The sequence below is a fragment of the Amycolatopsis sp. VC5-11 genome, assembly GCF_037034185.1.
GTDB lineage: Bacteria > Actinomycetota > Actinomycetes > Mycobacteriales > Pseudonocardiaceae > Amycolatopsis > Amycolatopsis nivea.
This window is the reverse complement of sequence record NZ_JBAGKF010000004.1, coordinates 179,341-205,144: the sequence shown is the minus strand read 5'-3', so window position 1 is coordinate 205,144 and position 25,804 is coordinate 179,341. Positions and strand designations below refer to the sequence as shown.

26 protein-coding genes and 1 pseudogene are annotated in these 25,804 nt (G+C 67.8%); 8 read left to right on the top strand and 19 right to left on the bottom strand.

The window, feature by feature from the left end; translation table 11 throughout:
* Positions 1–29: 29 nt before the first annotated feature.
* Genes WA670_RS15840 through WA670_RS15825 form a run of 4 tightly spaced genes read left to right on the top strand, consistent with a single transcriptional unit; the run spans position 30 to position 3,782 of the window.
* Complete coding sequence (locus WA670_RS15840; RefSeq protein ID WP_442893101.1) at positions 30–1,049, top strand: D-isomer specific 2-hydroxyacid dehydrogenase family protein; 1,020 nt, start codon at positions 30–32, stop codon at positions 1,047–1,049.
* Positions 1,042–2,079, top strand: coding sequence for a D-alanine--(R)-lactate ligase (gene vanA, locus WA670_RS15835; RefSeq protein WP_336158125.1), 1,038 nt, complete (start codon positions 1,042–1,044; stop codon positions 2,077–2,079). Before WA670_RS15840 ends, vanA begins: the two co-directional genes overlap by 8 nt.
* Entirely contained in the window at positions 2,076–2,684 is a 609-nt protein-coding gene (gene vanX, locus WA670_RS15830) for a D-Ala-D-Ala dipeptidase VanX (RefSeq protein WP_134732718.1), read from the top strand. Before vanA ends, vanX begins: the two co-directional genes overlap by 4 nt.
* Positions 2,685–3,782 carry a UDP-N-acetylglucosamine--N-acetylmuramyl-(pentapeptide) pyrophosphoryl-undecaprenol N-acetylglucosamine transferase gene (locus tag WA670_RS15825; RefSeq protein WP_336158124.1) on the top strand — a complete coding sequence of 366 codons (1,098 nt, stop codon included), beginning with the start codon at positions 2,685–2,687 and terminating at the stop codon, positions 3,780–3,782.
* On the opposite strand, the gene WA670_RS15820 is transcribed toward WA670_RS15825, so the two are convergent.
* Entirely contained in the window at positions 3,732–4,826 is a 1,095-nt protein-coding gene (locus WA670_RS15820) for a sensor histidine kinase (protein ID WP_442893103.1), read from the bottom strand. The two genes, WA670_RS15825 and WA670_RS15820, sit on opposite strands and share 51 nt — an antisense overlap.
* Before the next feature lie 14 nt (positions 4,827–4,840).
* Positions 4,841–5,515 (bottom strand): response regulator transcription factor, encoded by a 675-nt coding sequence (locus WA670_RS15815; RefSeq protein ID WP_336158122.1) that lies wholly within the window; start codon positions 5,513–5,515, stop codon positions 4,841–4,843.
* 88 nt (positions 5,516–5,603) lie between these two features.
* On the opposite strand from WA670_RS15815, the gene WA670_RS15810 reads away from it, so the two are divergent.
* The gene (locus tag WA670_RS15810) at positions 5,604–6,140 is read left to right on the top strand and encodes a M15 family metallopeptidase (protein ID WP_275292146.1); all 537 of its coding nucleotides are present in this window, start codon (positions 5,604–5,606) and stop codon (positions 6,138–6,140) included.
* Here WA670_RS15810 and WA670_RS15805 read toward each other — a convergent pair.
* Positions 6,137–8,896, bottom strand: a complete 2,760-nt coding sequence (locus WA670_RS15805) for a BTAD domain-containing putative transcriptional regulator (protein ID WP_336158121.1) — start codon at positions 8,894–8,896, stop codon at positions 6,137–6,139. The genes WA670_RS15810 and WA670_RS15805 overlap by 4 nt on opposite strands.
* A gap of 282 nt (positions 8,897–9,178) precedes the next feature.
* On the opposite strand from WA670_RS15805, the gene WA670_RS15800 reads away from it, so the two are divergent.
* Together WA670_RS15800 and WA670_RS15795 are read left to right on the top strand one after the other, a co-directional pair.
* Entirely contained in the window at positions 9,179–9,910 is a 732-nt protein-coding gene (locus tag WA670_RS15800; protein WP_336158120.1) for a phosphotransferase family protein, read from the top strand.
* Positions 9,911–9,926: 16 nt separating this feature from the next.
* Positions 9,927–11,096: a GyrI-like domain-containing protein gene (locus WA670_RS15795; protein ID WP_336158119.1), complete on the top strand. Its 1,170-nt coding sequence runs from the start codon at positions 9,927–9,929 to the stop codon at positions 11,094–11,096.
* Here the strand turns inward: WA670_RS15795 and WA670_RS15790 are convergent.
* The 3 genes from WA670_RS15790 to WA670_RS15780 form a co-directional block, all read right to left on the bottom strand.
* Positions 11,056–11,931, bottom strand: a complete 876-nt coding sequence (locus tag WA670_RS15790; RefSeq protein ID WP_336158118.1) for a nuclease — start codon at positions 11,929–11,931, stop codon at positions 11,056–11,058. The genes WA670_RS15795 and WA670_RS15790 overlap by 41 nt on opposite strands.
* Positions 11,932–12,049: 118 nt before the next feature.
* Positions 12,050–12,175 (bottom strand): hypothetical protein, encoded by a 126-nt coding sequence (locus tag WA670_RS15785; RefSeq protein ID WP_255409804.1) that lies wholly within the window; start codon positions 12,173–12,175, stop codon positions 12,050–12,052.
* 51 nt (positions 12,176–12,226) lie between these two features.
* The gene (locus WA670_RS15780; RefSeq protein ID WP_336158117.1) at positions 12,227–12,661 is read right to left on the bottom strand and encodes a cupin domain-containing protein; all 435 of its coding nucleotides are present in this window, start codon (positions 12,659–12,661) and stop codon (positions 12,227–12,229) included.
* Positions 12,662–12,684: 23 nt separating this feature from the next.
* Between WA670_RS15780 and WA670_RS15775 the strand changes: the two genes are divergently transcribed.
* Positions 12,685–13,155 (top strand): MarR family winged helix-turn-helix transcriptional regulator, encoded by a 471-nt coding sequence (locus tag WA670_RS15775; protein WP_336158116.1) that lies wholly within the window; start codon positions 12,685–12,687, stop codon positions 13,153–13,155.
* Here WA670_RS15775 and WA670_RS15770 read toward each other — a convergent pair whose 3' ends face one another.
* The 13 genes and pseudogenes from WA670_RS15770 to WA670_RS15710 form a co-directional block, all read right to left on the bottom strand.
* Positions 13,156–13,962 carry a nucleoside-diphosphate kinase gene (locus tag WA670_RS15770; protein WP_336158115.1) on the bottom strand — a complete coding sequence of 269 codons (807 nt, stop codon included), beginning with the start codon at positions 13,960–13,962 and terminating at the stop codon, positions 13,156–13,158. It abuts the gene before it with no gap.
* Positions 13,959–14,789 (bottom strand): spermidine synthase, encoded by an 831-nt coding sequence (locus tag WA670_RS15765; RefSeq protein ID WP_037812071.1) that lies wholly within the window; start codon positions 14,787–14,789, stop codon positions 13,959–13,961. The genes WA670_RS15770 and WA670_RS15765 overlap by 4 nt, the downstream gene beginning before the upstream one ends.
* On the bottom strand, positions 14,786–15,163 hold the full coding sequence (gene speD, locus WA670_RS15760; protein WP_336158267.1) for an adenosylmethionine decarboxylase: 378 nt from the start codon (positions 15,161–15,163) through the stop codon (positions 14,786–14,788). Before speD ends, WA670_RS15765 begins: the two co-directional genes overlap by 4 nt.
* Before the next feature lie 75 nt (positions 15,164–15,238).
* Positions 15,239–16,210, bottom strand: a pseudogene (locus WA670_RS15755) (type III PLP-dependent enzyme); the annotation flags it as partial.
* A gap of 614 nt (positions 16,211–16,824) precedes the next feature.
* Positions 16,825–18,015 (bottom strand): cytochrome P450, encoded by a 1,191-nt coding sequence (locus tag WA670_RS15750; RefSeq protein ID WP_336158114.1) that lies wholly within the window; start codon positions 18,013–18,015, stop codon positions 16,825–16,827.
* A gap of 14 nt (positions 18,016–18,029) precedes the next feature.
* The gene (locus WA670_RS15745) at positions 18,030–18,845 is read right to left on the bottom strand and encodes an ABC transporter permease (RefSeq protein ID WP_043839379.1); all 816 of its coding nucleotides are present in this window, start codon (positions 18,843–18,845) and stop codon (positions 18,030–18,032) included.
* Positions 18,842–19,801 carry an ATP-binding cassette domain-containing protein gene (locus WA670_RS15740; RefSeq protein ID WP_336158113.1) on the bottom strand — a complete coding sequence of 320 codons (960 nt, stop codon included), beginning with the start codon at positions 19,799–19,801 and terminating at the stop codon, positions 18,842–18,844. Before WA670_RS15740 ends, WA670_RS15745 begins: the two co-directional genes overlap by 4 nt.
* A 21-nt stretch (positions 19,802–19,822) precedes the next feature.
* Positions 19,823–20,668, bottom strand: coding sequence for a DUF4097 family beta strand repeat-containing protein (locus tag WA670_RS15735; RefSeq protein WP_037812081.1), 846 nt, complete (start codon positions 20,666–20,668; stop codon positions 19,823–19,825).
* A 78-nt stretch (positions 20,669–20,746) separates the two neighbouring features.
* A complete protein-coding gene (locus WA670_RS15730; RefSeq protein ID WP_037812082.1) occupies positions 20,747–21,268 on the bottom strand; it encodes a YlcI/YnfO family protein in 522 nt (173 codons plus the stop codon).
* 139 nt (positions 21,269–21,407) lie between these two features.
* Positions 21,408–21,812 (bottom strand): MerR family transcriptional regulator, encoded by a 405-nt coding sequence (locus WA670_RS15725; protein ID WP_336158112.1) that lies wholly within the window; start codon positions 21,810–21,812, stop codon positions 21,408–21,410.
* Between the two features lie 42 nt (positions 21,813–21,854).
* Positions 21,855–23,087 carry an iron uptake transporter deferrochelatase/peroxidase subunit gene (efeB, locus tag WA670_RS15720; RefSeq protein ID WP_037812184.1) on the bottom strand — a complete coding sequence of 411 codons (1,233 nt, stop codon included), beginning with the start codon at positions 23,085–23,087 and terminating at the stop codon, positions 21,855–21,857.
* A 19-nt stretch (positions 23,088–23,106) separates the two neighbouring features.
* A complete protein-coding gene (gene efeU, locus WA670_RS15715) occupies positions 23,107–25,140 on the bottom strand; it encodes an iron uptake transporter permease EfeU (protein ID WP_336158111.1) in 2,034 nt (677 codons plus the stop codon).
* A 76-nt stretch (positions 25,141–25,216) separates the two neighbouring features.
* Positions 25,217–25,786 carry a TetR/AcrR family transcriptional regulator gene (locus WA670_RS15710; RefSeq protein ID WP_336158110.1) on the bottom strand — a complete coding sequence of 190 codons (570 nt, stop codon included), beginning with the start codon at positions 25,784–25,786 and terminating at the stop codon, positions 25,217–25,219.
* Between the last annotated feature and the right edge of the window lie 18 nt (positions 25,787–25,804).

Here is a 25,804-nt window from a genome sequence, read left to right as displayed (position 1 = left end):
GCAACATCCTCCTGCCTTGACTGGCACCCATGACCTACCGCGAACCGGCACGTGCTGCGGGGCTTCGGGTTCGGTCGCTGGTTCCGGCGGCCGGGATCACGATCTACGGCTGCGGGCCCGACGAAGCCGCTCTGGTCGAGGAGGCGGTGTCTCGTTTGGGGGTGACACCGACTGTCACCGCGGCGGCGTTGTCCGAAGCCACCGTCGAACTCGCCGCCGGGAACCGGTGTGTCAGCGTCAGTCACAAAACCCGCATCACCAATGGCACCTTGCGCGCGCTCAGCGAGGTCGGCGTCAAGTATCTCTCGACGCGGAGTATCGGCTGCAATCATCTCGACGTCGGATACGCCGAGAAAATGCGCATAACGGTGGAAAACGTGGCGTACTCGCCCGACAGTGTCGCTGATTACACGCTCATGTTTATGCTGATGGCGATCCGAAACGCGAAGTCCCTCATCCGCCGGACCGACGCGCACGATTACCGATTGAGCCATACCCCTGGAAAAGAACTGCGCGACCTCACCGTAGGCGTCATCGGAACCGGACGGATCGGCGCGGCGGTCATCGACCGACTGTGGGGTTTCGGCGGGCAGAAGCTGGCCTACGACCTGTACCCCCGGACGTCAGCCGATTACGTTCCCCTCGACGATTTGCTGCGGCAGAGCGACATCGTCACCCTGCACACCCCGCTCACTCCGGAAACCCACCATCTCCTTGACCGACAAAGGATCGAGCAGATGAAACCCGGCGCGATCGTCGTCAACACCGGCCGCGGCGGGCTGATCGACACCGACGCTCTCCTGTCCGCACTGGAAAACGGCAGGCTCGGCGGCGCGGCATTGGACGTCCTCGAAGGGGAGGAAGGGATGTTCTACGCCGACTGCCGCCGCAAACCCCTCGAGAACACGAATCTGGCGCGGCTGCAAAACCTCCCGAACGTCCTGATCAGCCCGCACACCGCCTATCACACCGACCACGCCTTGCGCGACGCGGTGAAAAACAGCCTCCTCAACTGCCTGAATTTCGAAAGCTGGACAAACCATGCCTAAACTCAAGGTCGGCGTCATCTTCGGCGGAATCTCCGAGGAACACCCCGTCTCGGTCAAATCCGCGCGAGAGGTCGCGAAGAACCTCGACCCGGAAAAATACGAACCGTACTGGGTCGGGATCACCAAGGACGGCTCGTGGAGGCTCTGCGACGGACCCGGCGAGGCGTGGGAAGACAGCGGTCGCCCGGCGATGTTGTCGCCGGATCGAAGCGTCCACGGGCTGCTCGTCGAGGAGCAGGGCAAGTACGAACCGGTCCGGCTGGACGTGGTGCTGCCGGTGCTGCACGGCAAACTCGGCGAGGACGGCGCGATGCAGGGCCTCCTCGAACTGTCCGGAATCCCCTACGCGGGCTGTGACGTGCAGAGTTCCGCGCTGTGCATGGACAAATCCCTCGCGTACCTGGTCGTCGACAGCGCGAGCATCGCGACACCGAATTTCTGGGCTGGCACCGCGGACGAGGATGTCGACGCCAGCAAGTTCTCCTACCCCGTCTTCGTGAAACCGGCCCGGTCCGGTTCGTCGTTTGGCGTCACCAAGGTCTCGCGCGAGGAAGACCTGCCGGGTGCGATCGCGGAGGCGGCGCGGTTCGATTCCAAGCTGCTGATCGAGGAAGCGGTCGAGGGCAGCGAGGTCGGGTGCGCGGTCCTGGGCAACGGCGCGGACCTGATCGTCGGCGAACCGGACCAGATCCGGCTGTCGCACGGGTTCTTCAAGATCCACCAGGAGGACAACCCGGAAAGCGGCTCGGAAAACTCGACCATCCTCGTCCCAGCGGACATTCCGGCGGAGTCGCGCGCCCGCGTCCAGGCGACCGCGCAGACCATCTACCGCGCCCTGGGCTGCAAGGGACTCGCGCGCGTCGACCTGTTCCTGCTCGAAGACGGCACCGCCATGCTCAACGAGGTCAACACCTTCCCGGGCTTGACCTCTTACAGCCGATACCCGCGAATGATGGCGGCGGCCGGACTTTCGTTCGCCGAAATGCTCGACCGGATGGTGTCGCTCGCGCTGGCCGGGACGCCCCGATGAAGCCCGGTTTCGCCTTCCTCGACGAAGCTGTGCCCGGGATCCGCTGGGACGCCAAGTACGCCACCTGGGACAACTTCACCGGCAAACCGGTCGACGGCTACCTGGCGAACCGGATCGTCGGCACCCACGCCTTGTGCAGCGCACTGCAAAGCGCGCAGGACAAAGCCGCGACGCTGGGCTTCGGCCTGCTGATCTGGGACGGCTACCGGCCGCAGCGCGCCGTGGACTGTTTCCTGCGCTGGGCGAAACAGCCGGAGGACGGCCGGAAAAAGCGTCAGCACTACCCGAACCTCAACCGTGCGGAGATGTTCGAAAACGGTTACGTGGCAACCAAATCCGGACACACCCGAGGCAGCACAGCGGATTTGACGCTGTATCACCTGGACACCGGCGAACTCGTCGCGATGGGCGGCGGCTTCGACCTGATGGACGCGGTCTCGCACCACGGCGCACCCGGCCTCACCGCGACCGAGGCGGCGAACCGGCAGCACCTCCGTTCCCTCATGGAGGACTGCGGTTTCGGCGCCTACGAATCCGAGTGGTGGCACTACACGCTAAAGGACGAACCCTATCCGGACACGTACTTCGATTTTCTCGTTGCCTAGATGGACATCAAAGCACCACGCGTGGTCGTCGCCGGAGGCCATTCGGCCGGGCACATCGAACCCGCGATGAACTTCGCCGACGCACTGCGGAGATTGGCCCCCGCCGCGGAGATCACCGCGCTCGGCACCGTCCGCGGTCTGGACACGACGCTGATCCCGGCGCGCGGGTACCCGCTGGAACTCATCCCGCCGGTCCCGCTGCCGCGCAAGGCAACCCGGGCGCTGCTGCACATTCCGTCCCGGCTGCGCGCTTCGATCCGGGCCGCCAGCGCAGTCCTCGACCAGGTTCAAGCCGACGTCGTGGTGGGCTTCGGCGGCTACGTCGCCGCACCGGCCTACCTCGCCGCCCGCCGGCGCCGGCTGCCGATCGTCATCCACGAAGCGAACATCCGCCCGGGAGCAGCCAACCGCATGGCCGCCAGGCTGACGCCCCACGTGTACACCGCTTCCCCGGATGTCCGGCTGAAAAACGGCACCGCGATCGGGATCCCGCTGCGCCCAGCGATCACCGGACTCGACCGTCTCGCGACCCGCGAAGCAGCTCGCCGCAAGTTCGGCCTCAGCACCGATGGCCCGGTCCTGCTGGTCACCGGCGGTTCGCAAGGAGCCACCACGATCAACGCCGCCGCCTCCGGCGCAGCTGCCGCCTTACGGAAGGCCGGGGTGCAAGTCCTGCACATCACCGGCCCGCGGCACACCGTCGAAGCGGCCGACCCGTCGTATGTCGTCCTGCCGTTTGTCGACGAAATGCAGTACGCCTACGCCGCCGCCGACTTCGCGATCTGCCGTTCCGGCGCGATGACCTGCGCCGAACTGGCCGCCGTCGGACTCCCCGCCGCGTTCGTCCCGCTGCCCGACCGCGGCGGCGAGCAACGGCTGAACGCCGGGCCAGTCGTCGCGGCAGGCGGCGCACTGCTCGTCAACGACGCCAACCTGACCCCAGCGTGGATCGAATCCGCCCTCGTCCCGATCCTCACCGACCCAGCACGTCTCGCGACGATGTCCGCCCGCGCCTCCGCGACCGGAGCACCCGACGCCGACATTGTCCTAGCGCGACACGTCCTGTCGATCGCCCAACAACATCGACCCGCCAGGTAGCCGCACCGTCACCCGAAGCCCGCCCGCAACGCCCGGCGCGAGCGAAAGCGTCCCGTCATGCGCCTGCGCGATGCTCTTCACGATCGCCAGCCCCAGCCCGACCCCAGCGTGATCACGACGGATCCGCTCGGTGCCGCGCTGGAACGGCTCAGTGAACGTCCAGATCCGCTCCGGGCTGACTTCCTCCCCGGTGTTTTCCACGATGAGCGTGCTCGACGTCGCAGACGCAGTCGTGCGGAGCTGCACGGTCCCGCCTTCCGGCAGGTTGTGGACGATGGCGTTGTGCAGCAGATTCGTCGTCAGCTGCAGCAAAAGCGCCCGGGACCCGTTCACGCCAGTGACATCGCCGGAGGTCTCAATGGTCACCCCGTGTTTCTCGGCAAGCGGGAGCAACGTCTCCGCGGCTTCTTCCGCCAGCAGCGACAGGTCGACGGGCTCCCGGGTGAACGACCGCTGATCCGCGCGGCTGAGCAGCAGCAACGCTTCGGTGAGTTCGATCGCCCGCGCGTTCACGACGCGGAGACGCTCGTGCAGTTCGCCGATATCGCGCTCCGGGTCGTCGCGGGCGACTTCGAGGAGGCTCTGCGTGATCGCCAGCGGCGTGCGCAGTTCGTGGGAGGCATTGGCGGCGAATCTCCGCTGTTCGGCGACGTGCGCGTCGAGGCGCGCGAGCATGGCGTCGAAGCTGTCGGCGAGTTCGCGGAACTCGTCATCGCGACCTTCCAGTTCGATCCGGTGCGCGAGCGACCCGGTCGACGCCTGCCGAGTCGCGGCGGTGATCCGGTTCAGCGGGGCGAGCATGCGCCCGGCGAGAATCCAGCCGCCCAGCAGGCCGAACAGCAGCAGGAGCAGCATCACGACGGCGGCGTCGGGCGCGAAATCCTTGATCAGGTCGCGGCCGGACGGGGCCATCACCACCGGCATGACCTCCAGCGCCCGGTCCTGGTAGTCCAGCAGGAAGAAACCCACCGCGCCGAGCAGCAGCGTCCCGGCCAGCATGAGGAATCCGGCGTAGCTGAGGGTCAGTTTGAGCCGGACGCTCATCCCCGGCTCGCGGATCACGTGCGGTCCGATCCGTCGTCGATCCGGTAGCCGACCCCGGGGACGGTCGCGACCAGCCACGGTTCGCCGAGCCGTTTGCGCAGCGCCGAAACCGTGATGCGCACGGCGTTGGTGAACGGGTCCGCGTTCTCGTCCCAGGCCCGTTCGAGGAGTTCTTCGGCACTGACCACCCCGCCCTCGGCCGCGACGAGCACCTCCAGGACGGCGAACTGCTTCCGGGTCAGCGCGACGTACCGGCCGTCGCGGTAGACCTCGCGGCGGAACGGGTCGAGCTTCAGTCCCGCGATTTCCCGCACCGGCGGCCGGTTGTGCGCGCGCCTGCGATCGAGCGCGCGCAGCCTGAGCACGAGTTCCCGCATCTCGAACGGTTTGGTGAGGTAGTCGTCGGCGCCGAGTTCGAAGCCGGAGACCTTGTCGTCGAGCCGGTCGGCGGCGGTGAGCATGAGGATCGGCATGCCGCTGCCGGACGCGACGACGCGCTTCGCGATCTCGTCGCCCGAAGGCCCGGGGATATCCCGGTCGAGCACAGCCATGTCGTACGCGTTGACGCTCAGCATTTCCAGCGCTGTGTCCCCGTCCCCGGCGAGGTCGGCCGCGATCGCCTCCAGGCGCAACCCGTCCCGGATGGCCTCAGCCAGGTAGGGCTCGTCCTCGACGATCAGCACACGCATGCCGTCGATGCTACGAGCAGACACGTATCGCTGGCATATCCGAAACCGCGTACGTGCTGGCAACACCGGTTCCCCTTGGCTGGACGCCATGACCCGCAGCGAATCAGCACGACGCCCGGCTCTCGCCGTTTTCCGGCGAACCGTCCGCCAGGTGCTTCGCCGTCGTGGCGCATTGAGCGAGGCCGACGGAGCCGTCCCGCCCGGCACCACGGTGTTCGCCGAGATTCCGGCCGTGGCCAATCTCGACCCGGTTTTCCTGGATGCGCTGCGTCGAGCGGCGAAGGACGCCGCGAACGACGGCGTCGAATTCCGCGTCAACAGCGGCTGGCGTTCCCCGGCGTATCAGAATCAGCTTCGGCACAAGGCGATCGCGAAGTACGGCTCGGAACAGGAAGCCGCCCGCTGGGTAGCCACCGCCGACCGGTCCGCGCACGTCCTGGGAAACGCGATCGACCTCGGCCCCTCCGCGGCGACGGCGTGGCTGTCGAAACACGGTGCCGCGTATGGACTGTGCCAGATCTACCGCAACGAACCGTGGCACTACGAACTGCGGCCCGAAGCCATCGACCAGGGCTGCCCGCCGATGTACGCGGACCCATCGCAAGACCCGCGATTGCAGCGTTAACCCGGATCCGCCGCGAGCCGTTCCTGCAACCGCGCGTGCCGGAACTGGTAGACCTCGCCGACCTGACGCAGCACGCCGCGGCGATGCGCGTCGTCGAGGAAACCCATCAGATCCACCGGGATTCGCTTCCGCGATGCCAGCCACAGCCGACTGAACGTGTACGCGCCCCAAGCCCGGGAGATCCACACGCTCAGCCCCACGGCCAACCCGAACATCAGCCCGGCCGCCACCGCCTGTGCCGTGCTCGACGCCCGCGAGAAGACCTGGCCGCCGATGATCACGCCAGCGATGCCGTAGGCGAGACTTCCCGGACTCCGCACCAAAAACCGGCCCAGCAACGCCGACGCCAGCCCGCCGGCGAAGGCCAGCGCCAGGTCGTAACGGTCGTTGAAGACGCCGAGGAACCGCGTTTCCTTCGTGAAGGCGAACGCCATCCCGTAGAACAGGCCCAGCGAGACGATGAAGGACAAGGTGAACGACAACGTCGCGGCGCGGTCGTTGCGCAGGACGCTCGCCGGACTCGACACGCGGCTCGCCTCCAGCGGCGTATCCAGCCAGACGTGCACTCCGATCGCCAGCCCGAACACAATCGCGAGCAGGGCGATCACCCCGACCGACAGCGACCACGCCAACCCGAGGCACACCCCGATCAGCACCCCGACCGCGAACCGGCGCAGGAACCGGCCCGCAGTACCGCGGAACCGCGCCTCCACCCGCAACGGCCCCGGTCGGCTGCCGACTGTATGCGTTACACAACCTGCCACCGCGAACGACAGCCCGTAGATCGCCCCGATCACCGGACCCGCGGCGATCCAGCCGGTCAGCGCGAACAGCAACGCCGGCGGCAGTCCGAGGCACAGTCCCAGCACCAGCCTCGGCACCGCCCGGTCCAACTGCCACCACGCGAGATCGCGGCTTTGGTCGCGTTCCAGCTGCCGGGCGAAGAAGCTCAGCCACCGCTGCGCCTGCTCCGCCGGGTAATCGCGCGGGCGGGTCGGCCGGTCGAGCCGGGCGGGCGGGGCCGGTCGCGAGGTGTAGACCACGGGCAGGTACTCGTCCAGCAGATGTCCCTCGATCGCCGCGCGGTCGGGAAAGCGCGTCGTGTCGCAGAGTTCGCCGGGATCGGTCGACGGATGCGCGTACGCCGTCCTGGCCAGGTCGACCATCAGCGGCGTGCGAAGTGCCTGCGCCAGCGGGCTTTCCGGATGTTGCCGCAACTGCCGGACCACCGGGTCCCAGCGGGTTTCGCCGAAGCGCTGCCGGGCGGTGAGGAAGTCGATCGCGTCCTCGGTCTCGACCGGTTCGATCTCCACCACCGCCGCGCGCGACAGAAAGGTCCCGGACTGCTCCACCGCGGATTCGTACTCGGTGCTGCGGCAGGTCACCACGAGCGGACGACCGCCGGAAACGGCCTGGTCCAGCGCGTCGATCGCGGCGGTGTGCAGTCCGGGAGCCAGCTCGTCGAGACCGTCGAGCACCGGGATGACCCGGCCTTCGAGCACTAGCCGCAGCGCCGCTCCCTTGCCGTACGCGCCGGTATTGGCCAGGCCCGGATACTCCTCGACCAGCCGTCGGGCGAGCCAGCCGTGCAGGTGTTCCTCGCGCGGATTCCACGACGACAGCGGCAGCAGTACCGGCACCGGTTCGCCCGGCGGCGGGTCGGCCAGCAGCCCCAGCGTGAGCAGGATGGCCAGCACCGACTTCCCCGCGCCCGGCTCGCCGAGCACGACCAGCTGCCGCGCCGGGACCTGCCGGAACTTCGCGACGACGTCGGTGAGATCGCCGCTGAACGTCAGCCGCTCCGGGTCGCCGGGCCGGCCGAGCACCGCCGACGCGGCCGCGGCCACCGGACGCTCGGTGCTCGTCCAGGTCAGCGGCACCGGCTCCGGACGGTGCAGCGAGCGGATCTCGGTCTCGGCGGTCCACTGCCGGACGATCGCCGCCGCGAGTTCCTCGGCCGCCCGATCGAGCTGACTCGAGGGCTGCTCCGGCTGCACCTGCTCCACGACAACCGGCTCTTCGGTCTCCCCGCGCAGGATCTGCTCGTGCAACCGGCGCACCTCGGCACCGGGATCGACCCCGAGTTCCTCAGCGAGCTGCGTCCGCAATCGCTGGAACACCGCGAGCGCGTCCGCCTGCCGCCCGCTGCGGTCCAAGGCGAGCATCAGCTGCGCGTACGGCCGTTCCCGCAGGGGATGTTCCTCGACGATCTCCCCCAGCTCGTCCACGACCTCGCGGTGCTGGCCGAGCTTCAGCTGCCAGTCGATGCACAGCTCCACCGCGTTGAGCCGCTGCTCCTCCAGCCGCGCCGCCCGCCCGGCGAGCGCCGCGGCGTCCAGTCCGTCCAGCACCGGACCGCGCCACAACCGCAGCGCCGACCGGATCTTCTCGACCCCGTCCGCCAGCGCGCCTGCCTCCGCCGACTGCCGGGCGGCGGCAACGGCGTCGGTGAACCGAAGCCAGTCGACTTGCAGATTGTCGACCGTGATCCGGTAGCCCGAGCCGTCGGTGACGATGAGCTTCTGCTTGGGGTCGCCGAGCCGCTCGCGGAGCACGGACACACAGTTCTGGATCTGCTTCGTGGCGGTCGCGGGCGGCTCGCCGTCCCACGTCGCCTCGATCAGCTTCGGCAGCGGGACGACCGAGTTGGGCGAGAGCAGCAAACAGGCCAGCACGCGGCGATGGCGCGCGCCGGGCAACGTCAGCCGGTCGGTCCCGTCCTGGATTTCCAGCGCTCCGAGCACGCGAAAATCCATTCCGCGACTTCCCTCCTCCGCTCCGGGTTACGAGCATACCCGCGCAGGTCACCGGCACCGCGAAGATCGAAAGGACAGACCGGGGACAGCTTGGGGACGGCGCCGGGCAGGGTGGGAACCACGTCCGGCCCCCGAGGTGGGGACCTGGTCGCCGGCCTCCGGGCCGGCGGCGGTGGGGCCGGGCGGACAGCCTCCGCGGGAGGGGCGAGTGCTGGGGGTACTCGCCGCGGCGTGCCGGAAAATGGGGCGACGCGAGTGATCGTCTTCGTGACAATCGCGGCCATGGAGGAAGTCGAAGTCATCGTCGCCCACCACGAACGCGCGACCCTGCGCGTCGGCGACGTGTTCCTGAAGGTCGACACCGATCAGGCGCGCGCCGACGCCGAGGTCGCGGCGATGGCGCTGGCCCCGGTCCCGACGCCGGAGATCCTGTGGCGGAAACCGCCCGTGCTCGCGCTCGCCGCCCTGCCCGGACGCGAACTGGGTCGCCCCGGCAAACCGTCAACCGCGTCGCCCGAGGCCTGGGCCGCTGCCGGAGCCGCCGCCCGCAAACTGCACGAGGCGCCGCTGCCGCCGTCGCCCGGCTGGGACCCCGACGAACTCGCCGCGGAGCTCGACCGCGAATGCGCGTGGCTGATCGCGAACGACGCGCTCCCCGCCGACCTGGTCACCCGCAACCACCAGATCGCCAAGGCGGCGCTGCGGCCGTGGACCCCGGTGTTCGCCCACGGCGATCTGCAGGTCGCCCACATCTTCGTCGAGGGCGACGAGGTCACCGGCGTCCTCGACTGGTCCGAAGCCGCCCAGGGCGACGCCCTCTTCGACCTCGCCGCCCTGACCCTCGCCCACCAGGAACACCTCGCCGACGTCGTCGCCGGTTACGGCACGGACATCGACCTCGACGTACTCCGCGCGTGGTGGTCGCTGCGCAGCCTCCGGGTGGTCCATTGGCTGCTCGGGCACGGCTTCGACCCGGCACCGGAGGTCGCGGTCCTGGAGGCGCAGCTATTCTAGTACTAGAATAGCTGGCGTGCCCGCCCTCACCGACGCCGAACTGACCGTCCTCGGCCTGCTCGTCGAACAACCCCGGCACGGCTACGAACTGGAGCGGGTGATCGAGGACCGCGGCATCCGCGCCTGGACCGCGCTCGGCTTCTCCTCGATCTATTACGTCCTCGACAAGCTGGCCAAACGCGGTCTGATCGAAGCCACCGGCGGTCCGCGCTCCGGGAAATCGCGGGCGACCTTCCAAGCCACGGCGTCCGGCGTCGAACTCTGCGCGGACGCCACCCGCGAAGCGCTCGCCACCCTCACGCCGGTCCACGCGCGCGTCCTCATCGCGATGGCCAACAGCCCAGTCCTGCCGGACGCGGAAGTGCGTTCCGGGCTGACCACCCGGCTCGCCGCAGTACGCGAACAACTCGCCGAAGTCCGAGCGACGCGCGCCCGCCAAGAACCCCTGCCCGACGCCGCGGCGGCGATCTTCGACTACAGCGAAGCGATGCTCACGGCCGACCTCACCTGGACCGAGAGCGTCCTCGCCAAGGAGACCGCGATGGAGAAGTATGACGTCAAGAAGGCCCACCGCGCGCTGTATGCGCCGCCGTCGAAGGACTTCACCGTCGTCGACGTCCCCACGCTGCAGTACCTCGCCGTCGACGGCCACGGCGACCCGAACACCGCGCCGGAGTACACAAACGCCGTCGAAGCGCTGTACGGAATCGCGTATTCGGTGAAGTTCGCCAGCAAGAAAACCCTCGGCCGGGACTTCGTCGTCGGACCGCTCGAAGGGCTGTGGCGCGCCGACGACCCCACCGTCTTCCTCACTCGGGAAAAAGCGAAGTGGGACTGGACGATGATGATCAACCAGCCGGACTGGGTCACCGAGGAGATGGTCCGGGAAGCCGCCGAAAGCGTCGCGAAGAAGAAGGGCAACCCCGCCCTCACCAGCGTTCGGCTACGCACGCTGACCGAAGGCACGAGCGTCCAGATCCTGCACCTCGGCTCGTACGACGACGAAACGCCCACGCTGCACCGACTCCACGACGAATACCTGCCCGCGCACGAGTTGACCTTCAACGGCGACCACCACGAGATTTACCTGAGCGACCCGCGCCGCACCGCGCCCGAGAAGCTGAAGACCGTGCTGCGGCAGCCGGTCAAGCCTCTTCGAACACGATCTGCTCCGGCGGAGTCGTGAGCTTCAACGTCTGCCGCCGGACGGACAGGAGCGTGTGGAGTTCCGTCGCGTGCCCGTCCGGGATGGTGAAAAGCCGGTCGTTGCGGGTGTCGATGTAATCCGCGAACCCGGCGAGCGAGACGCCGCCAGTTTCGTCGAGGCTCAGGTAATCGACCAAACGGCGGAACAGTTTCGGCAAAAGCACCATATCGTCACGCAATTGGGCGCGGCTGCTCAGCTTGAATCCCTTGGTGGTGACGTCGTGCTCCCACACGCCTTTGCCCGCGCCGCGCGCCGCGACCGCCGCGTCGGACATCGCCTGCCGGAGGTCCGGGTAAAGCTTGGAGTAGAACGTCGGATACGCCAGCCCGGTTTCGAGAAGACGGAAATTCGCCGACGCCTTCAGCGCTTTCGGGTCGAGGTGCACGCTCCCGCCGTCCGTGGAACGCCCCGCGCGCTGCCCGGGAAACGCGAACGCGACCGCGCGGCCGTACTTGTCGGCGAACCGGGTCAGGATGTGCCCGCTCGTCTCCCCCGGCGTACTGGCGGAAACGCGCCCGCCTTCGTCGCGCTCGATCTTCGTGAAACCGAGGTACCGCAACAGTTCCGCCCCGGCGGCGTCCGCCAGTTCCTTGGGCTGACGCCACAGCTCGGCCCCGGCAACCCTCGGGCGGTAATGCGTTTCGAGCGCGTCGATCCCGTCGAGGCGCAACTGCACCCCGCCGCGGGAATTGGTCCGCACTTTGAGGTTGGCGGCGGAAAACGCATCGGCGCGGTCGGGATAGAACCGGACCGAATCCCCGTCCGGGGAGGCCCCGACGACCCGGAACTGACCTTTGATCAATGTCAACGGCACGAGAATGACGGTAACTGCCGGAAGGGCCGGCAGTTACCGTGTTTCCCGAGCCGTCACCGACCGGTCACTCGTGTTGTTACCACTTTGTCACGCAGCGGATTCCTCCGTGCGTGCGGTGTTACTGGCAGGCTTCGCAGTCCGGGTCGTCGATCCGGCAGGCAGCGCCGTCGACGAGCGGGAAATCGAAGTCGTCCAGAACGGGAACGACCGCGGCGGACTCTTCTGGCGTAGTGGGAGCAGACATATCCGTTGTAGCGCCCAAGATCGCCGAACATTCCGTGACGCCCGCCACAGCTCAGGCGACCCAGTCCGGAAGAATCTTGTCCCCGTCCGCCGTCGCACAGGCCGGCACCACACCCGTCCGATACACCCGAGTACTCCCCGACGCACACGCGATCGCCACCATGCCGCTCCGCGCGTCCGCCCGCACCCGCCGCTCCGCGTCCGCGGGCAGCACCACCGTCTCCCCCTCCTTCACGGCTTCAACGACACCGCCCACGGTGATCTCCGCCGCGCCGCCGAGGATCGTCCACACCTGCTCGGTATCGAACGCGTGCACCGGCCCGACCGCGCCGGGCACCATCTCGACCCTCCAGACCGCCTGCTGACTGCCGCCCTGCGTCGGCGAAGCCAACGTCGTCATCACCGCGTTGGGCGTCTCGGTCCGACGGCTGTCCCGGATCACTGCCATGCTGCTCTCCCCGTTAAGATAGACAATCAGGTTGTCCATATAGTCAACGAGGTTGTCTACCTATGTCAAGCGATCCGCCCGGATACGAGCTGCCGCTGCGCCTGCTGTTCGCCTTCCGCAGCCTGATCGACGACCTGCACGCCGAGCTGGCGAAGCAGGGCCACCCCGGTCTGCGCCCGATGCACGGCTTCGTCTTCCAGGCAATCGGCCCGTCCGGGACCACCGCCGTGGAACTGGGCCGCACGCTCGGGGTCACCAAGCAGGCCGCGGGCAAGACGATCGACACCCTGGAACGGCTCGGATACGTCCACCGAGAACGCGACCCCGAGGACGGCCGCCGCATGCTGGTGCGCCTGACCGACCGCGGTCTCGACTGCCTGACCAAGTCCGCACAGATCTTCGACCGGCTGCGGGCCGAGTGGGCTGAGACCTTGGGTGCCGGGCGGTTGCGGTCGATGGAAGAGGATCTGCGGAAGGTCGCTTCGCCGGACTCGGCACGACTGGATCTGCCGGGGTGGTTCTCCGGGCATTGATCACGTGTCGTGGGTGTCGATGACCAGCCTTTCGAGCTGCGAAACGAAGACGCCGCGCTCGGCAAGCACAGCCTGATCCGGCGGCGCTCCGGCTAGTTCTCCGAGCCCGAGGCTGGTGAGCCTCCGCTGGATCGACGGGTTCTCCCGATCCGCTGCACGCCGACGTTCACTACTGGTCCGGCACTCAGCAATCCGGTCACGTTCGTCGTCCAGCGCGGCTTGGAGGCCCGCATCAGCAGGCGCGAACTGCTGCGCGATCCGCCGCCGGATGCGATTGACCGCCACGGGGTAGGAAATCGCCTCCCAGCCGTGCGTCGCGGGAAGACTGGCGCGCACCGCCGCCGCCCCGCGCAGCACGCCGGACACCGCCTCCGCACGGTACCGCTCAGCAGTCTCCGGACCGACCAAAATGGACAGTTCACGCAGCGCATTGGCTGGATCGTCCGGGCAGTGCAGGAGATTGAGGATGACGTTCTCCCCGAGGTACCGCACCGTCCCCGGCTCCGCAGCGTCCGGCCGGGTCGCGCCCTTGCAGCGCGTCAACGTCGCGCAAGCGTCCCCGTCGGCACGATGCAGCAGGAGCAAACACGCCGCCCCCGAGCCGTAAAGCTGCGCGAACGGATCGTTCTCCAGATCAACCGCTTCCGACGCCCGGTACACCCGCATCATCGTCGGCAGATCCAGCTGAAGCACCCGACCCGTCACCACGACGAAGCCATTGCGCTGCACCAGATCCACAATGGAATCGAACGCGTCACTGACCACTCCGTCCGGAGTGATCAGCGCGAACGTCCACACATCCGTCACCGGCGAAGGCTGATCGGCGGAACCGTCGCCCCGCGCAACGTCAGCGCGTCGACCGACACCGGGCGGTACGGCAGCGTCTCCAACCGCGCCACCATGGTCTCCAGCGGCGCTTCCACGTCCGTCCCGAAGAAAAACGCCCATTCGTGCTCCGGCGACCCGAAGTACACCGGCGTCGGGAAGACCTCCTCGAACCGGCGCCAGCATTTCACCAAGGTCGAGTTCCGCCACAACGTCGGACACCCGCCCTGATACGCCACCACCCCGCCAGGCGTCAGCAACGACCGGCACTGCTCCAGGAATTCCTTGCCGTACAACCGATTGTGCTGAGCATCGGTGCCATCCTGCTCATCCGGCAGATCGACCAGCACCACGTCGTACTTCTCCGCACAGGTGTGGACGTACTCCCACCCATCGACGTAATGCACCCGAACCGGCCCCTCGCCACGCTCCGCTCGGGCCAGTTCAGCCGACGTGTACCCGTACGGAAGATGCTCCGCGCACAGCCGAACCGCCTCGGCATCGATGTCCACGTGATCGACCGAAGCCCCCGCCTCGGCCGCGATCTGGCACACCACGCCTTCACTGGACCCGACCACCAACACCCGGTCCACAGTGGACGCCAGCAGCAACGCCGGAACCAGCAACGCCTCGTGATACACCAGCTGACTGAACTCGGTGCTCTGCCGCTCGTCGTCGCAAAACAGCGAAATCCCCTGCGCTGTCTTGCCGATCACCAGGTGCTGATAGGCAGTCCGCGTGTCGACCAGCACGTCCGAGACGTGCCACGTCCGGGTCAGTCCCGTGCCGACTGGTTCCTCGATGTTCAACTGTCTTCCTGTCCTCTGTGGATAGTGGTGACCCGCGAAACGCTCGCGCCGAGCAAGTCCCGCAACAACTGAACCGCCTGCTCTGGATCCGCCTTGTGCCCGCACGTGAACACATCCACGAACGCCGACCCGCGCTCCGGATACGTGTGGATCGAAGCGTGCGACTCCGACAGCAACGCCATCGCCGTCACCCCGTGTGGTTCGAACTGCTTGTACGTCAGCTCGCACACCGTCGCGCCGGCCTTGTCCAGCACTCGTTCCAAGCTCTCGCACAGAAACACCGGGTCGTCGAGCAGCTCCGCGGACACTCCGGAAAACTCAGCCAGCACATGCCGTCCAGCGAATTCCCCGACCCCGCCGGGCTCCCCGCCGATGAAGTACGACCGCAGCGGCGGAAACCCGTTGAACGACACCGAAGAATAGCTTTGCGTGTACGCTCCAGCGTCCGGAATATCGACGTAATCCCCAGCCCGCAACGCCAACGGCAACCGATACGGCGTGCGCTGATAAAGCACGTCGTCCCCGTCGCACGTCGGCCCCGCAACCACGACAGGCCCATCCGGACCGCCGTCATGCGCGGTGACCAACCGGTACGCGATCGCCTCGTTCTCCGTCTCGGCGAGCCCGCCGTACCGGCCGATGTCGAGATACACCCAACGCTTCCCGTCCGCCGCGGACTTCCGCGACACCAGCACGACCTCGCTGCGAATCACCCCAGCCGACGCCACCACTGCCCGCCCCGGCTCGAACGACAACTCAGGCACCACCGCGAAATGCCGCCCGAGGGCGTCGCGAATAACCGCCGCGTACTCCTCCAACGGCGGCGGCTCAGTCCGATAGCCGACAGGAAACCCACCGCCGATATTCAGCCCCCGCAAGGAAACCCCGCGCTCCGCAACCGCACGAGTAACCTCGCCCGCGGCAGCGATCCCGACTTCCCAAGCCCGCGGATCGACATGCTGCGACCCAACGTGAAACGCGACCCCCTCCGGATCCAGCCCCAACCCCGCCGCCCGAACCAGCAGGTCGACCGCCATCTCGGGAGCACAGCCGAACTTGCGCCCGAACGGCGTCTGCGATCCAGGACTGTCCACGAGAATCCGGCACGAGACCGTCGCCCCCGGCGCGAACTCCGCGATCTTCTCCAGGTCCTCGAGGCTGTCGAAGGTAAACCGCCGCACCCCCACGCGATGCGCGAACTCGATGTCCCGAGCCTTCTTCACCGTGTTGCCATAGGACAGCAACTCGGGCCGCACCCCTTGCGCGAGACACAACTCGATCTCCTCGCGCCCCGCGACATCGAACCCAGCGCCCGCTTGCCGAAGAACCCGCACGACCTCCGGCGCCGGATTAGCCTTGACCGCGTAATACATCCGCGCTTCCGGCAGCACCTGCCCAAGCCGCTCGCAGTTCCCGCGCACCACGTCAAGGTCCACGACCAGACACGGCGTCGACGGCTGCCGCTCCTCCAGGAACGCCCGGCAACGCTCCAGCACCTGCGAGAACCCTTCAGTCACAACGCCCGAGTATAGGTGCCAGCTTCACCGAAGCAGCTCCGCGAGCCTGCGCCGCGCGAACCCTACGAACGGTACACAGTCCACTACTTGACACTCCGCGCTTCCGATCTTCCCCCGCCGGACGCCGCCCGTCGCCTCGAATTCCGCCCCGACCTGAGGAAAGAAGCGCCCGTTGTCGTCCCCGAGCAGCCGACCCGCACACGCGAGCGATGCCTACGCGCGTAGCCCGCCGTCCTGCACGCCCCTGCGAATGTCCGTGAGGGGACCCCTGAGGGAATCTGATTCCCTCAGGGACCCCCTCACGACACCTCGGTCGCGCCAAGGCCATCCCGTCCCCCGCAACTCACCAAGACGACCACTCCACCCCCATCCCCTCGCCCCCGCCGCAGTTAGCACTGGCTCGGCGCTGTCAAGGGTGGCCGTGCCAGCGGTCATCGCGCAGCGACGCCGAAGGCGCCCTTGATAGCGCCGAGCCAGTGCTAAACAATCAAAAGCGAGGGAGCCAACGCAACCCAGACTCACCAAGCAACAGGAATCCGGGAAACCCCGTAAATATTCTGCAACTCAGGCCGCAAAACAACCTCCCCCGCCACTCGCAGCTCAGGAAACCGCCGCACCAACGCAGGCAACGCCACCGTCATCTCCACGCGAGCCAACTGCTGCCCCAAACACTGATGAATCCCATGCCCGAACCCGACATGCCCCACCGCACCCCGCCGCACATCGAGCTCATCCGGCCGCTCGAACTTCAGCGGATCCCGATTAGCCGCCTGCACCGACAGCACCACCGACTCCCCAGCCCGGATAACCTGCCCGCCGACCGCGACATCCTCCAGCGCCGCCCGCACCCCGGTATGCGCGATGGACAGATACCGCATCAGCTCCTCAACCGCCCCGCCAGCAGCCTCCGGCTCATCCCGCACCGCCGCCCACTGCTCCGGATGGCGAAGCAACGCATAAGTCCCCAACGCCAGCATGTTCGCCGTGGTGTCCAGCCCAGCCGCCAGCAGGAACGTCCCCAGCCCCGCCAATTCCTCGTCGGTCAGATCGCTGCCGGTTAGGTCGCTGAACAAATCGTCCGTGGGCGCGGCCCGCTTAGCCGGTACCAGCGAAGCCACATACTCCTGCAGCTGTCCATAAGCAGTCATCCTCTCCGCTTCGGAAAGATCAACATCGCTGATCGCCGCGGCATACCCCAGAAACGAAGCCCGATCCGAATAAGGCACCCCGAGCAATTCGCAAATCATCACCGCAGGCACCGGATACGCGTAAGCTTCGAGCAGATCGACCCCCGGCCCAGCCTTCTCCATCGCGTCCAGATACTCGCCGGCGACCTCGGCCACCCGATCGCTGAGCAACCGCATCCGCCGCACCGTGAACTTGCCCGTCAGCAGTTTCCGGAACCGCGTGTGCTCCGGCGCGTCAAGTCCCGTCATGTCCCCCACCGGAGCCGGCGGCAATTCCGGGAACTGCTCCATCCCGGGAAACGGGTAGTGCCACAATTCGTACCGGCTGCTGAACCGCTGGTCCGCCAGAATCGCCCGGACCTCCGCATGCCCGGTGGCCAGCCAGCCGACGTGCCCGTCCGGGAACGCCATCCGCGCCAGCGGAGCCCGGTCCCGCACCGCGGTCAGCGACGGCGGAGGATCGAACGGGCATCCCCGCGCCCGCCCCATCGGAACCCCTTGCACGATCTCTTCGCCAGTCATCCCCCATGCCCCCTTCAGTGTGCGTATTCGCGATTGAAAAGCTTCTTGGACCAGAGATAGCCGCCGATGCCCATCACGGCGCACCAGCCGAGCGCGAACCACAGGTGGTTGCCCAGCGGCTTGTCGAGCAACAGCGCACGCAGGGTCTCGATGATCGGCGTGAACGGCTGGTACTCGGCAAACCACCGCAGCGCACCCGGCATCGAGTCGGTCGGAACGAACCCGCTGCCGAGGAAAGGCAGGAGCAGCAACGGCATCGGCGTGTTGCTCGCCGATTCGACGCTCTTGCTCACCTGTCCGAGCGCGACGCACAGCCACACCAGCGCAAGCGCCACCACCACCAGGAATCCGACCGCCGCGAACCACGAACCGACTCCGGCAGCGGGCCGGAACCCGACCAGCAGCGCGACCCCGGTGACCACCACGAGCCCGAACAACGCTTGCAGCACGCTGCCGAGCACGTGCCCGGTCAGCACCGAAACCCGCGCGATGTGCATGGTCCGGAACCTGGCGATGACCCCCTCGGTCAGGTCCATCGCGACCGAAATCGCCGTTCCCTGCACGGTGGCGGTAATGGTCATCAGCAGAATCGTCGGCGCGACGAAGTTGGCGTACTCGGCTCTGCCTCCGCCCGCCCCGCCTAACCCCGCGCCTAGAGTCCCGCCGAAAACGTAGACGAACAGCAGCAGGAACACGACCGGCATGCCGACCAGCATGATCGTCAGCGACGGATACCGGAGCATGTGCTTGAGATTCCGGCGCAGCATGGTCAGCGAATCGCGCACCGGGTGGAACCGCAGATCCGGTCCGGCGAGAACGGGAGCAGTCATCGGGAAGTCACCTTTTCGTCAGTGGGGTTGCCAGTCAGGGCAAGGAAAACGTCGTCAAGATCAGGGGTGTGCACGGACAGTTCGCCGACCTTCACCGGCAACGCGTCGAGCCGGTCGATCAACGCCTTGAGCGACTGCAGGCTCCCGTCGCTGGGCACGCGCAGCACCAGCGCGTCGTGCTGCCGCGACGCCTCGCTCAGCGCGCGCTGCGCCTCCGCAAGATCCGCCTCTTCCTCGAAGCGCAATTGGACGTGTCCGCCGGGAATCTGGCGCTTCAACTCTTCCGCCGTGCCCTCAGCGACAATCCGCCCGTGGTCGAGCACCGCGATCCGGTCCGCCAGTTCGTCGGCCTCTTCGAGGTATTGCGTGGTAAGGAAAATCGTGACCCCACCGGCCACCAGTTTGCGCACGATCTCCCACATCGCACGGCGGCTGCGCGGGTCGAGGCCGGTGGTCGGCTCGTCGAGGAAGATCACCTGCGGGCTCCCGACCAGCGTCAGCGCCAGGTCGAGCCGGCGCCGCATGCCACCGGAGTACGTCGACACCGGCTTCTTCGCCGCTTCGACGAGATCGAACTGTTCGAGCAGCTCCGCGGTGCGCTGCCGCCGGGCAGTCCGGTCGAGGTGGTGCAGATCCGCCATCAGCAGCAAGTTTTCCTCGCCGGTCAGCAGATTGTCGACGGCGGAGAACTGCCCGGTGACCCCAATCGAAGCCCGCACCCCGTCCGCTTCCGCGGTGAGGTCGTACCCGGCGATCTGCGCCGCACCGGCGTCGGCATTGATCAAAGTGGACAGAATCTTCACCGTGGTGGTCTTGCCCGCGCCGTTCGCGCCGAGCAGCGAGAAGACCGTGCCGCGGGCGACGGTGAGGTCGATGCCGTCGAGCACGACGTGGTCGCCGAAGGATTTGCGGAGTCCGGTCGCGGCGATCGCGGGCCGGGAATGGTTGCTGGACATAGGTTTCCCCTCAGATGTGAGTCAGGAGCGGTGGATGACGATCTCGCCGAACGCCGTGTGCCCGCGGACCTCGACGGTCTCCTTGGACTCGCCCGCGCCGGCAGACGTCTCCAGCTGGTTGCGCACGTGGCCGAAGTTGGTCTTCACGTCGAGCCAGGCCGCGGTGCCCTCGGCGATGCCGATCCGCAGGTCGCCGATCGCGCTCTCGAGCAGGACCGAACCGCGGACGACCTCGCCGAGCCGGATCGCCCCGTTGGACGTCTTCGCGTCGACCCCGGAACCAGCGTGCTCAACGGTGATGTCTCCGTTGGCCGCGCGCACCCGGACCTCGGCGCCGGCGGACTCGATCGTGGTTTCGCCGTTGGAGTTCTTGACCGCCACGGTCCCGTCGATCTGCCCGAGCCGAACCTTCCCGGACGACGTGGAAACCTCGGCGTCGCCCGCGACCCCTTCGACCGTCACGTGCCCGACCGAGGTGTCGACGCGCAGCGGACCGGTGCGGTCGAGGCTGACGTTCCCCGCCGCGGTCTTGAACCGCGACTGTCCGAGCTGCCCGGTGCCCTGGAACGCACCCGCCTGCACCTCGGCGGTGACCCGCGAGCCGGTGGGCAGTTCGACCGTCACGTCGACCGAGCGGGTCTTGCGGGAGAAGTCGAACGCCCGCATCTTCGGGCCGGTGATGTGCAGCGTGCCGTTGCTGTAGTCGACGCGGACCTGCTTCGCGGTCTTCACGTCGGACGAGTCCGCCTCGTCGGTCGGCCGGACCTCGACGACCGTGTCGGCACGGTCGCTCGCGGCGAACCGGACCTGGCCGACGCCCAGGTCGAGGGTGACGGAAATCGGGTCGGGAGTGTCGAATTTAGGCATGGTTGTCCCCACATTTCGGATAGGTGTGCCGTCTCCGCAGGTCAGAGACAGGTGAAGGAGTGCGCGAAGAAGAGAGAGCTACCGGACCCAGCCGGTGAAGCTCTGCTTGGAAAACGTGCCGCCGGGCGGCTCGAACCGCTGCTCGCGTTCGGGCCGCTGCTGCAGCGCCGCGGTGGCCGCCCGGACGAGCCAGGCGTTGACCGAACGGCCTTCCTTGGCGGCGGCCTCCTCGACCGCGGCCTTGAGCTGTTCGGGCAGCCGCACGTTGATCCGCGCGGACGGACCGTCCTCGGAGAACAGCGGTTCGGCCTCCGGAGCCGGTTCCGCCGCGGGCGCCGGAGCCGGAGCGGGTTCGGCGGGCGGCGCGGTCACGACGAAGTTCGGGTCGCGGCCGCGCAGGCGCAGTTCGACCGAGCCGGGCGCGAGGTCCCGGGTGATCTCGTCGACGGCGCCGGACAGGGTGTCCAGGAGGGTCATCCGGATCGCCGATTCGAGCGATCCGGTCAGCCGCTCGACCAGCGCGCGTCCCTCTTCGCCGCCGGCCTCGGCCAGCGTCGCGAATTCCCGCCCGAGGTTGCTTACGTACGTGGTCAAGTCCATGGCACCACTATGGCACACGCTTGGCACCACCACAAGCCACCATGGCTCAGTTTGGCACCACTATGGCACTGCAGATAGCGAAACACCTGGTCAGAGGGTGGTGCCACCTCGGAAAAATCCGGTGCCACGATGGCACCGGCTACTTGGTTGCTTTGGCGACCGGCAGCTCCACCCCGGCCCGGAACCCAGGGCACTCGTCCAGAGGACCGTCGTGCCGACACGTCATGAGGTGGTGCAGATAAGCCTGCGCGTCGAGCAGCCGCGTCACCTGTTCCTGGATCGACCCGATCCGGGCGGTCACCGTGCTCCGCCAGTCGTCGGACTGGCCGTGGACGCCGAGCAGCGCCGCGATGTCGTCGAGGCTCAGCAGGCCGGTTTCGCGCCAGGTGCGGATCAGCGCGATCCGGTAGAGCTGGTCCCGGTCGTAGAACCGCCAGCCGGAGCGGCGGCGCGGCTCGATCAGGCCGCAGCTCTCCCAGTAGTGCAGCGTCGACACCGGCACGTCGAAGCGCGCCGACACCTCGCCGATCGAGTACAGGTCCATACCTCATTGCACCGCACCTCGACCACTCGAAGCAAGGTTAGCCTAACCAAACAGTCCGCTGGCGTACCAGTCGGCCTGGTCGCGGACGCCGGGCAGCGTGAAGAAATAGCCGCCGCCGAACGGCTGGACGTAGTCCACCAGCGGTTCGCCGGCCAGCCGTTGCTGCACCGTCTCGAACTGCCGCCGGACGTCCTGCTGGTAGCAGACGAACACGTGCCCGGCCTGGAGTTCCCCGTTCGCGTCCACGCCGAGGTCGTAGTTGTAGGAACGGCGGACCAGGCGCTGGTTGTCGGTGGCGGGCGTGCGCGGGTTGGCCATGCGGATGTGCGAGGTCAACGGGATCACCGCGCCCTTCGGGTCGGCGGCGTAGTCCGGGTTGTCGGTCTCGGCGTTGCCGTCCAGCGGCGCGCCCGAATCGCGGCGGCGGCCGAACATCTTCTCCTGTTCGTTGATCGACACCCGGTCCCAGAACTCGACCAGCATCCGGATCAGCCGCACCACCTGGTAGCTGCCGCCGCGCGCCCACGCGGGTTCGGCCGGATCGTCGACCCACACCAGCCCGCTCGCCTCGCCGCCGACCGGGTTCGCCGTGCCGTCCTTGAACCCCAGCAGGTTCCGGCCCGCGCCGGACGGCCGCGGCGGCGGGTTGTAGCCGTGCATCTTCCACCGCAACTGCATCGCGCCGCGGGTGTGCCGGGTGAGGTCGCGGAGCGCGTGGTGCACGGTGTCCGGATTGTTGGCGCACAACTGGATCAGCAGGTCCCCGTGCATCCAGGCGGCTTCCGGCGCGTCGTCCGGGAAGATCTTCATCGGGGTCAGCTTTTTCGGTTTCCGCGCAGCGAGACCGACGCGGTCGAAGAGGCTCGAGCCGAAGGAAACCGTGACGGTGAGACCGTCGGCGACGACGGACGGGCCGAGCACCTCGCTGTCCGACGGCGGCCGTCCGACGCCCAGATTCGGCGGCGTGCCGCCGGCGGTGAGGAACCGGGCGCGGTCGGTGAGCGTGTGCAGGAGCGCGATCAGGTCCGTCTTCGAGCCGCTGAGCAGGTCGAATGCCACGAAGGCGGCGGAAGCCTGCTTTTCGACCGGAGCCGGAGTGAGCACGCCGGACTGGTTGGCGCCGTGGAACGGATACTCCGTCGCCGGGGTCGGCGCCGCGCCGGCGGAGCGTTCGTCGGCCTGGGCGCCGCCGATCAGCACGCCTCCGGTGAGCGCGGTGCCTGCCGCTCCGGCGGCCGCGCCTTTCAGGAAGTTGCGGCGATTGACGTTCGTCACTTCGGGATTCACCAGCCGATCAGTGGCTCGGGGGAACTTCGAGCAGAGTGGGCACCGCGGACAGCGTCTCGACGACAGCTCCGGCCGCGCCGTTCACCGCCTGCCGCTGAGCGAGAGTGGTGGGCGCATGGTTGACCAGCGCCTCGTGCAACGTGGTGAGCTGCTTTTCCGCTGTCTGGACCAGATTGGGCGCGCGCTCGTTGAGCAGCGGAGTCAGCTCAGCCAGAACCGTGCGGGTGACGTCGACGTCGGCAGCCGTTGCGGGGTAAGCGGTTCCGCTGCCTTGATCGTCCATTCCGGACAGATGATCGCGGATCGCGTCTTCGAGGATTTCATGCGCGCGGATCGGCAACTTCGTGGGATCGCCCGCGACGTCGTCAGTGGCGAGTTTTCCGCGCAGGGCCGCGAGATCCTGGGTGAGCTGGTCGGCGACCGGGACCAGGGACGCCGGAGTCTGACCGTGCCACAGGCCGTACTCCAAGCGGTGCAACCCGGTGAAACCGGGATCAGCTGTGTTGGCGGGCAACCCGTTGGGCAGGCCGTCGACCGCGGTACCCGCGTCGCCGAGGCTGTTGTAGGACGCGCCGACTCGCTCCCACGCGAGCTGCGCGGTCAGCCAGTCCTTCTTCGCCGCATCGGTGTTATTCGCGGCCAGGTCCGCGCGGACCGTGCCCACCGCGCTCGACACCGTGCCGAGCTGCTGGGCTGCGTAAGCGAGATATTTCTGATTCGGACCGGTGAGATCTTCAGTGGTGACCGGTTTGACCGGAGCCGGACCGTCGTTCGCCGCCCCGCCGCTGACCTGCACCGGAGCCGAGGCAGTGGTCGCCTGTCCGGACATCAGGCAGTGGAAGGTGTAGGAACCGTCGGCCAGCGTCGCGGACATCGTGGCACTCGTGGCCGGGCCGATCGTCTCGATCTCCGCGACGATTCCGCCGCTGCTGTCGTCGAGCCGGATCTCGCCCGCTTTCGCGGTTTTGTTGGTCACGGTGATGCTTTGCGTCCCGGCCTGCGCGGACTTCCACTCCGGCGCACAGTCGTGCTCGGACACCGAGATCGTGGAACCCGTTGCGGCTTGGGGAAGTACGGCGATCACCAACGCGGCCACCGCGACCGGTGCCAGCACCAGCGCGCCCGCGACGATCGCGGTGTGCTTGCCCGCGAGCCGTTCCCACTTCCCCGCCGGCGCAGGTTCGCTTTCCGGCTTGCGCTCGACGGGCTGCCGACCGGCCTTGACGAACAGCGGGAGCACGACGGCGAGGTAACCGAGCCAGGCGGTCACCTGCAGGACGGTCATCCGGGGCGTCAACTCGGTGACGCCGCTGATCAGCGAAACCCACCACGAGTTCGGATCGAGCGTGCCGGTGAGGTCGAAGGCGACCCAGCTCTGGCCGGGCAGCACGCCTCCGTCCTGGAGGTCGCCGAGGCCATAGGACAGAACGCCCGCCGCGATGACGATCAGCACGAATGCCGTGCGGCTGAAGAAAACGCCGAGGTTGAGCTTTACCGCGCGGCGGTAGAGCAGCCAGCACAGCAGGATCGCGAGGCCGAGCCCGAGCGCCGCTCCGGTCAGCGGCGCGACCGTGGTGCCGGACGCTTTCACCGCCGTCCAGAGGAACAGCGTGGTCTCAAGGCCCTCCCGGCCGACCGCCAGGAACGCGGTGAGCGTAAGCGCGCCCGCGCCGATCGCCACCGCGCGTTCGACTTCGCCGCGCAATTGTGCGGAAAGCCCCATCGCGGTACGCCGCATCCAAAACACCATGCCGGTTACGAGGAATACCGCGAGCACGCTCAACGAGCCGCCAACGATCTGCTGCGCCCGGGAGGATAGGACATCGGTAGAAAAGGTGAGAATTGTGGCGAAACTGCCCGCTACGGTCACCGCGCCCAGCACGCCCAGCCACACCGGAGCGGTCGAAACCGGCCCCGCTGTGCCATCTTCCGGCCGTCGGATCTTGCGCAGCGCGGCCAGCAGGATGCTCACCACGAGGCCCGCTTCCAGCCCTTCGCGCAAGCCGATCATCAGGTTCGGAACCGCGTCTGCCCACTGCACGCAGATTACGATAGGCAAACCTAAATTAGCGGTCGAGAGCGGGCCGGGAAACGGTTCTTTTTCTCCCGGATAGTCCTTATTCGGGGCCGATGATCCGTTCGACCGCCTCGGTGATCAAGTGTTCCCGTTCCGCTTCGGAGAAAACGTCCGGCAAGGTCAGTTGTTCGACGATCAGCCAGTTCAGCGCGAGAATCAGCAGCTTGACCGCGGTGGCGTCGCCGGGCAGCCCGGACGCCAGGTGGTACGCGACGTTCCCCTCGACGTCGTCCCGGACCCGCTCCGTCAGCACCCTCCGCAACTCCGGCCGTCGAGTGGCTTCGAGGCGGAGTTCCAGCAACGCCAGATACCCGGTGCGAAACGCCGCGATCCGACCGACCAGCTCACGCATCAGCTGGGCATACGACTCCCGGTCCCCGAGCCCCGGCGGCAGCGAGTCGTCCTCCGGCTGCAGCCGCTCGTACACCCGAGCCCCAGCCTGCGTGAAAAGCTCGTCACGATTGGCGAAGTAGTTCGACGCGGTGCCCGCGGGCACGCCAGCCTCCCCGTCGACCGCCCGGAACGTCAGCCCACGCGCTCCCTCGCGCGCCAGCACCTCGATCGCCGCGTCAACGAGCGCAGCCCGCCGCTGGTCGTTCCTCCGCGCCATTTGACACCACTCCAGCTG

What these genes read in the sequence shown, in the direction of transcription:
- WA670_RS15840 (WP_442893101.1), top strand. Translation starts at nt 30, where the DNA reads ATGACCTACCGCGAACCGGCACGTGCTGCGGGGCTTCGGGTTCGGTCG.
- vanA (WP_336158125.1), top strand. Translation starts at nt 1,042, where the DNA reads ATGCCTAAACTCAAGGTCGGCGTCATCTTCGGCGGAATCTCCGAGGAA.
- vanX (WP_134732718.1), top strand. Translation starts at nt 2,076, where the DNA reads ATGAAGCCCGGTTTCGCCTTCCTCGACGAAGCTGTGCCCGGGATCCGC.
- WA670_RS15825 (WP_336158124.1), top strand. Translation starts at nt 2,685, where the DNA reads ATGGACATCAAAGCACCACGCGTGGTCGTCGCCGGAGGCCATTCGGCC.
- WA670_RS15820 (WP_442893103.1), bottom strand. Translation starts at nt 4,826, where the DNA reads ATGAGCGTCCGGCTCAAACTGACCCTCAGCTACGCCGGATTCCTCATG.
- WA670_RS15815 (WP_336158122.1), bottom strand. Translation starts at nt 5,515, where the DNA reads ATGCGTGTGCTGATCGTCGAGGACGAGCCCTACCTGGCTGAGGCCATC.
- WA670_RS15810 (WP_275292146.1), top strand. Translation starts at nt 5,604, where the DNA reads ATGACCCGCAGCGAATCAGCACGACGCCCGGCTCTCGCCGTTTTCCGG.
- WA670_RS15805 (WP_336158121.1), bottom strand. Translation starts at nt 8,896, where the DNA reads ATGGATTTTCGCGTGCTCGGAGCGCTGGAAATCCAGGACGGGACCGAC.
- WA670_RS15800 (WP_336158120.1), top strand. Translation starts at nt 9,179, where the DNA reads ATGGAGGAAGTCGAAGTCATCGTCGCCCACCACGAACGCGCGACCCTG.
- WA670_RS15785 (WP_255409804.1), bottom strand. Translation starts at nt 12,175, where the DNA reads ATGTCTGCTCCCACTACGCCAGAAGAGTCCGCCGCGGTCGTTCCCGTT.
- WA670_RS15780 (WP_336158117.1), bottom strand. Translation starts at nt 12,661, where the DNA reads ATGGACAACCTGATTGTCTATCTTAACGGGGAGAGCAGCATGGCAGTG.
- WA670_RS15775 (WP_336158116.1), top strand. Translation starts at nt 12,685, where the DNA reads ATGTCAAGCGATCCGCCCGGATACGAGCTGCCGCTGCGCCTGCTGTTC.
- WA670_RS15750 (WP_336158114.1), bottom strand. Translation starts at nt 18,015, where the DNA reads ATGACTGGCGAAGAGATCGTGCAAGGGGTTCCGATGGGGCGGGCGCGG.
- WA670_RS15745 (WP_043839379.1), bottom strand. Translation starts at nt 18,845, where the DNA reads ATGACTGCTCCCGTTCTCGCCGGACCGGATCTGCGGTTCCACCCGGTG.
- WA670_RS15740 (WP_336158113.1), bottom strand. Translation starts at nt 19,801, where the DNA reads ATGTCCAGCAACCATTCCCGGCCCGCGATCGCCGCGACCGGACTCCGC.
- WA670_RS15735 (WP_037812081.1), bottom strand. Translation starts at nt 20,668, where the DNA reads ATGCCTAAATTCGACACTCCCGACCCGATTTCCGTCACCCTCGACCTG.
- WA670_RS15730 (WP_037812082.1), bottom strand. Translation starts at nt 21,268, where the DNA reads ATGGACTTGACCACGTACGTAAGCAACCTCGGGCGGGAATTCGCGACG.
- WA670_RS15725 (WP_336158112.1), bottom strand. Translation starts at nt 21,812, where the DNA reads ATGGACCTGTACTCGATCGGCGAGGTGTCGGCGCGCTTCGACGTGCCG.
- WA670_RS15710 (WP_336158110.1), bottom strand. Translation starts at nt 25,786, where the DNA reads ATGGCGCGGAGGAACGACCAGCGGCGGGCTGCGCTCGTTGACGCGGCG.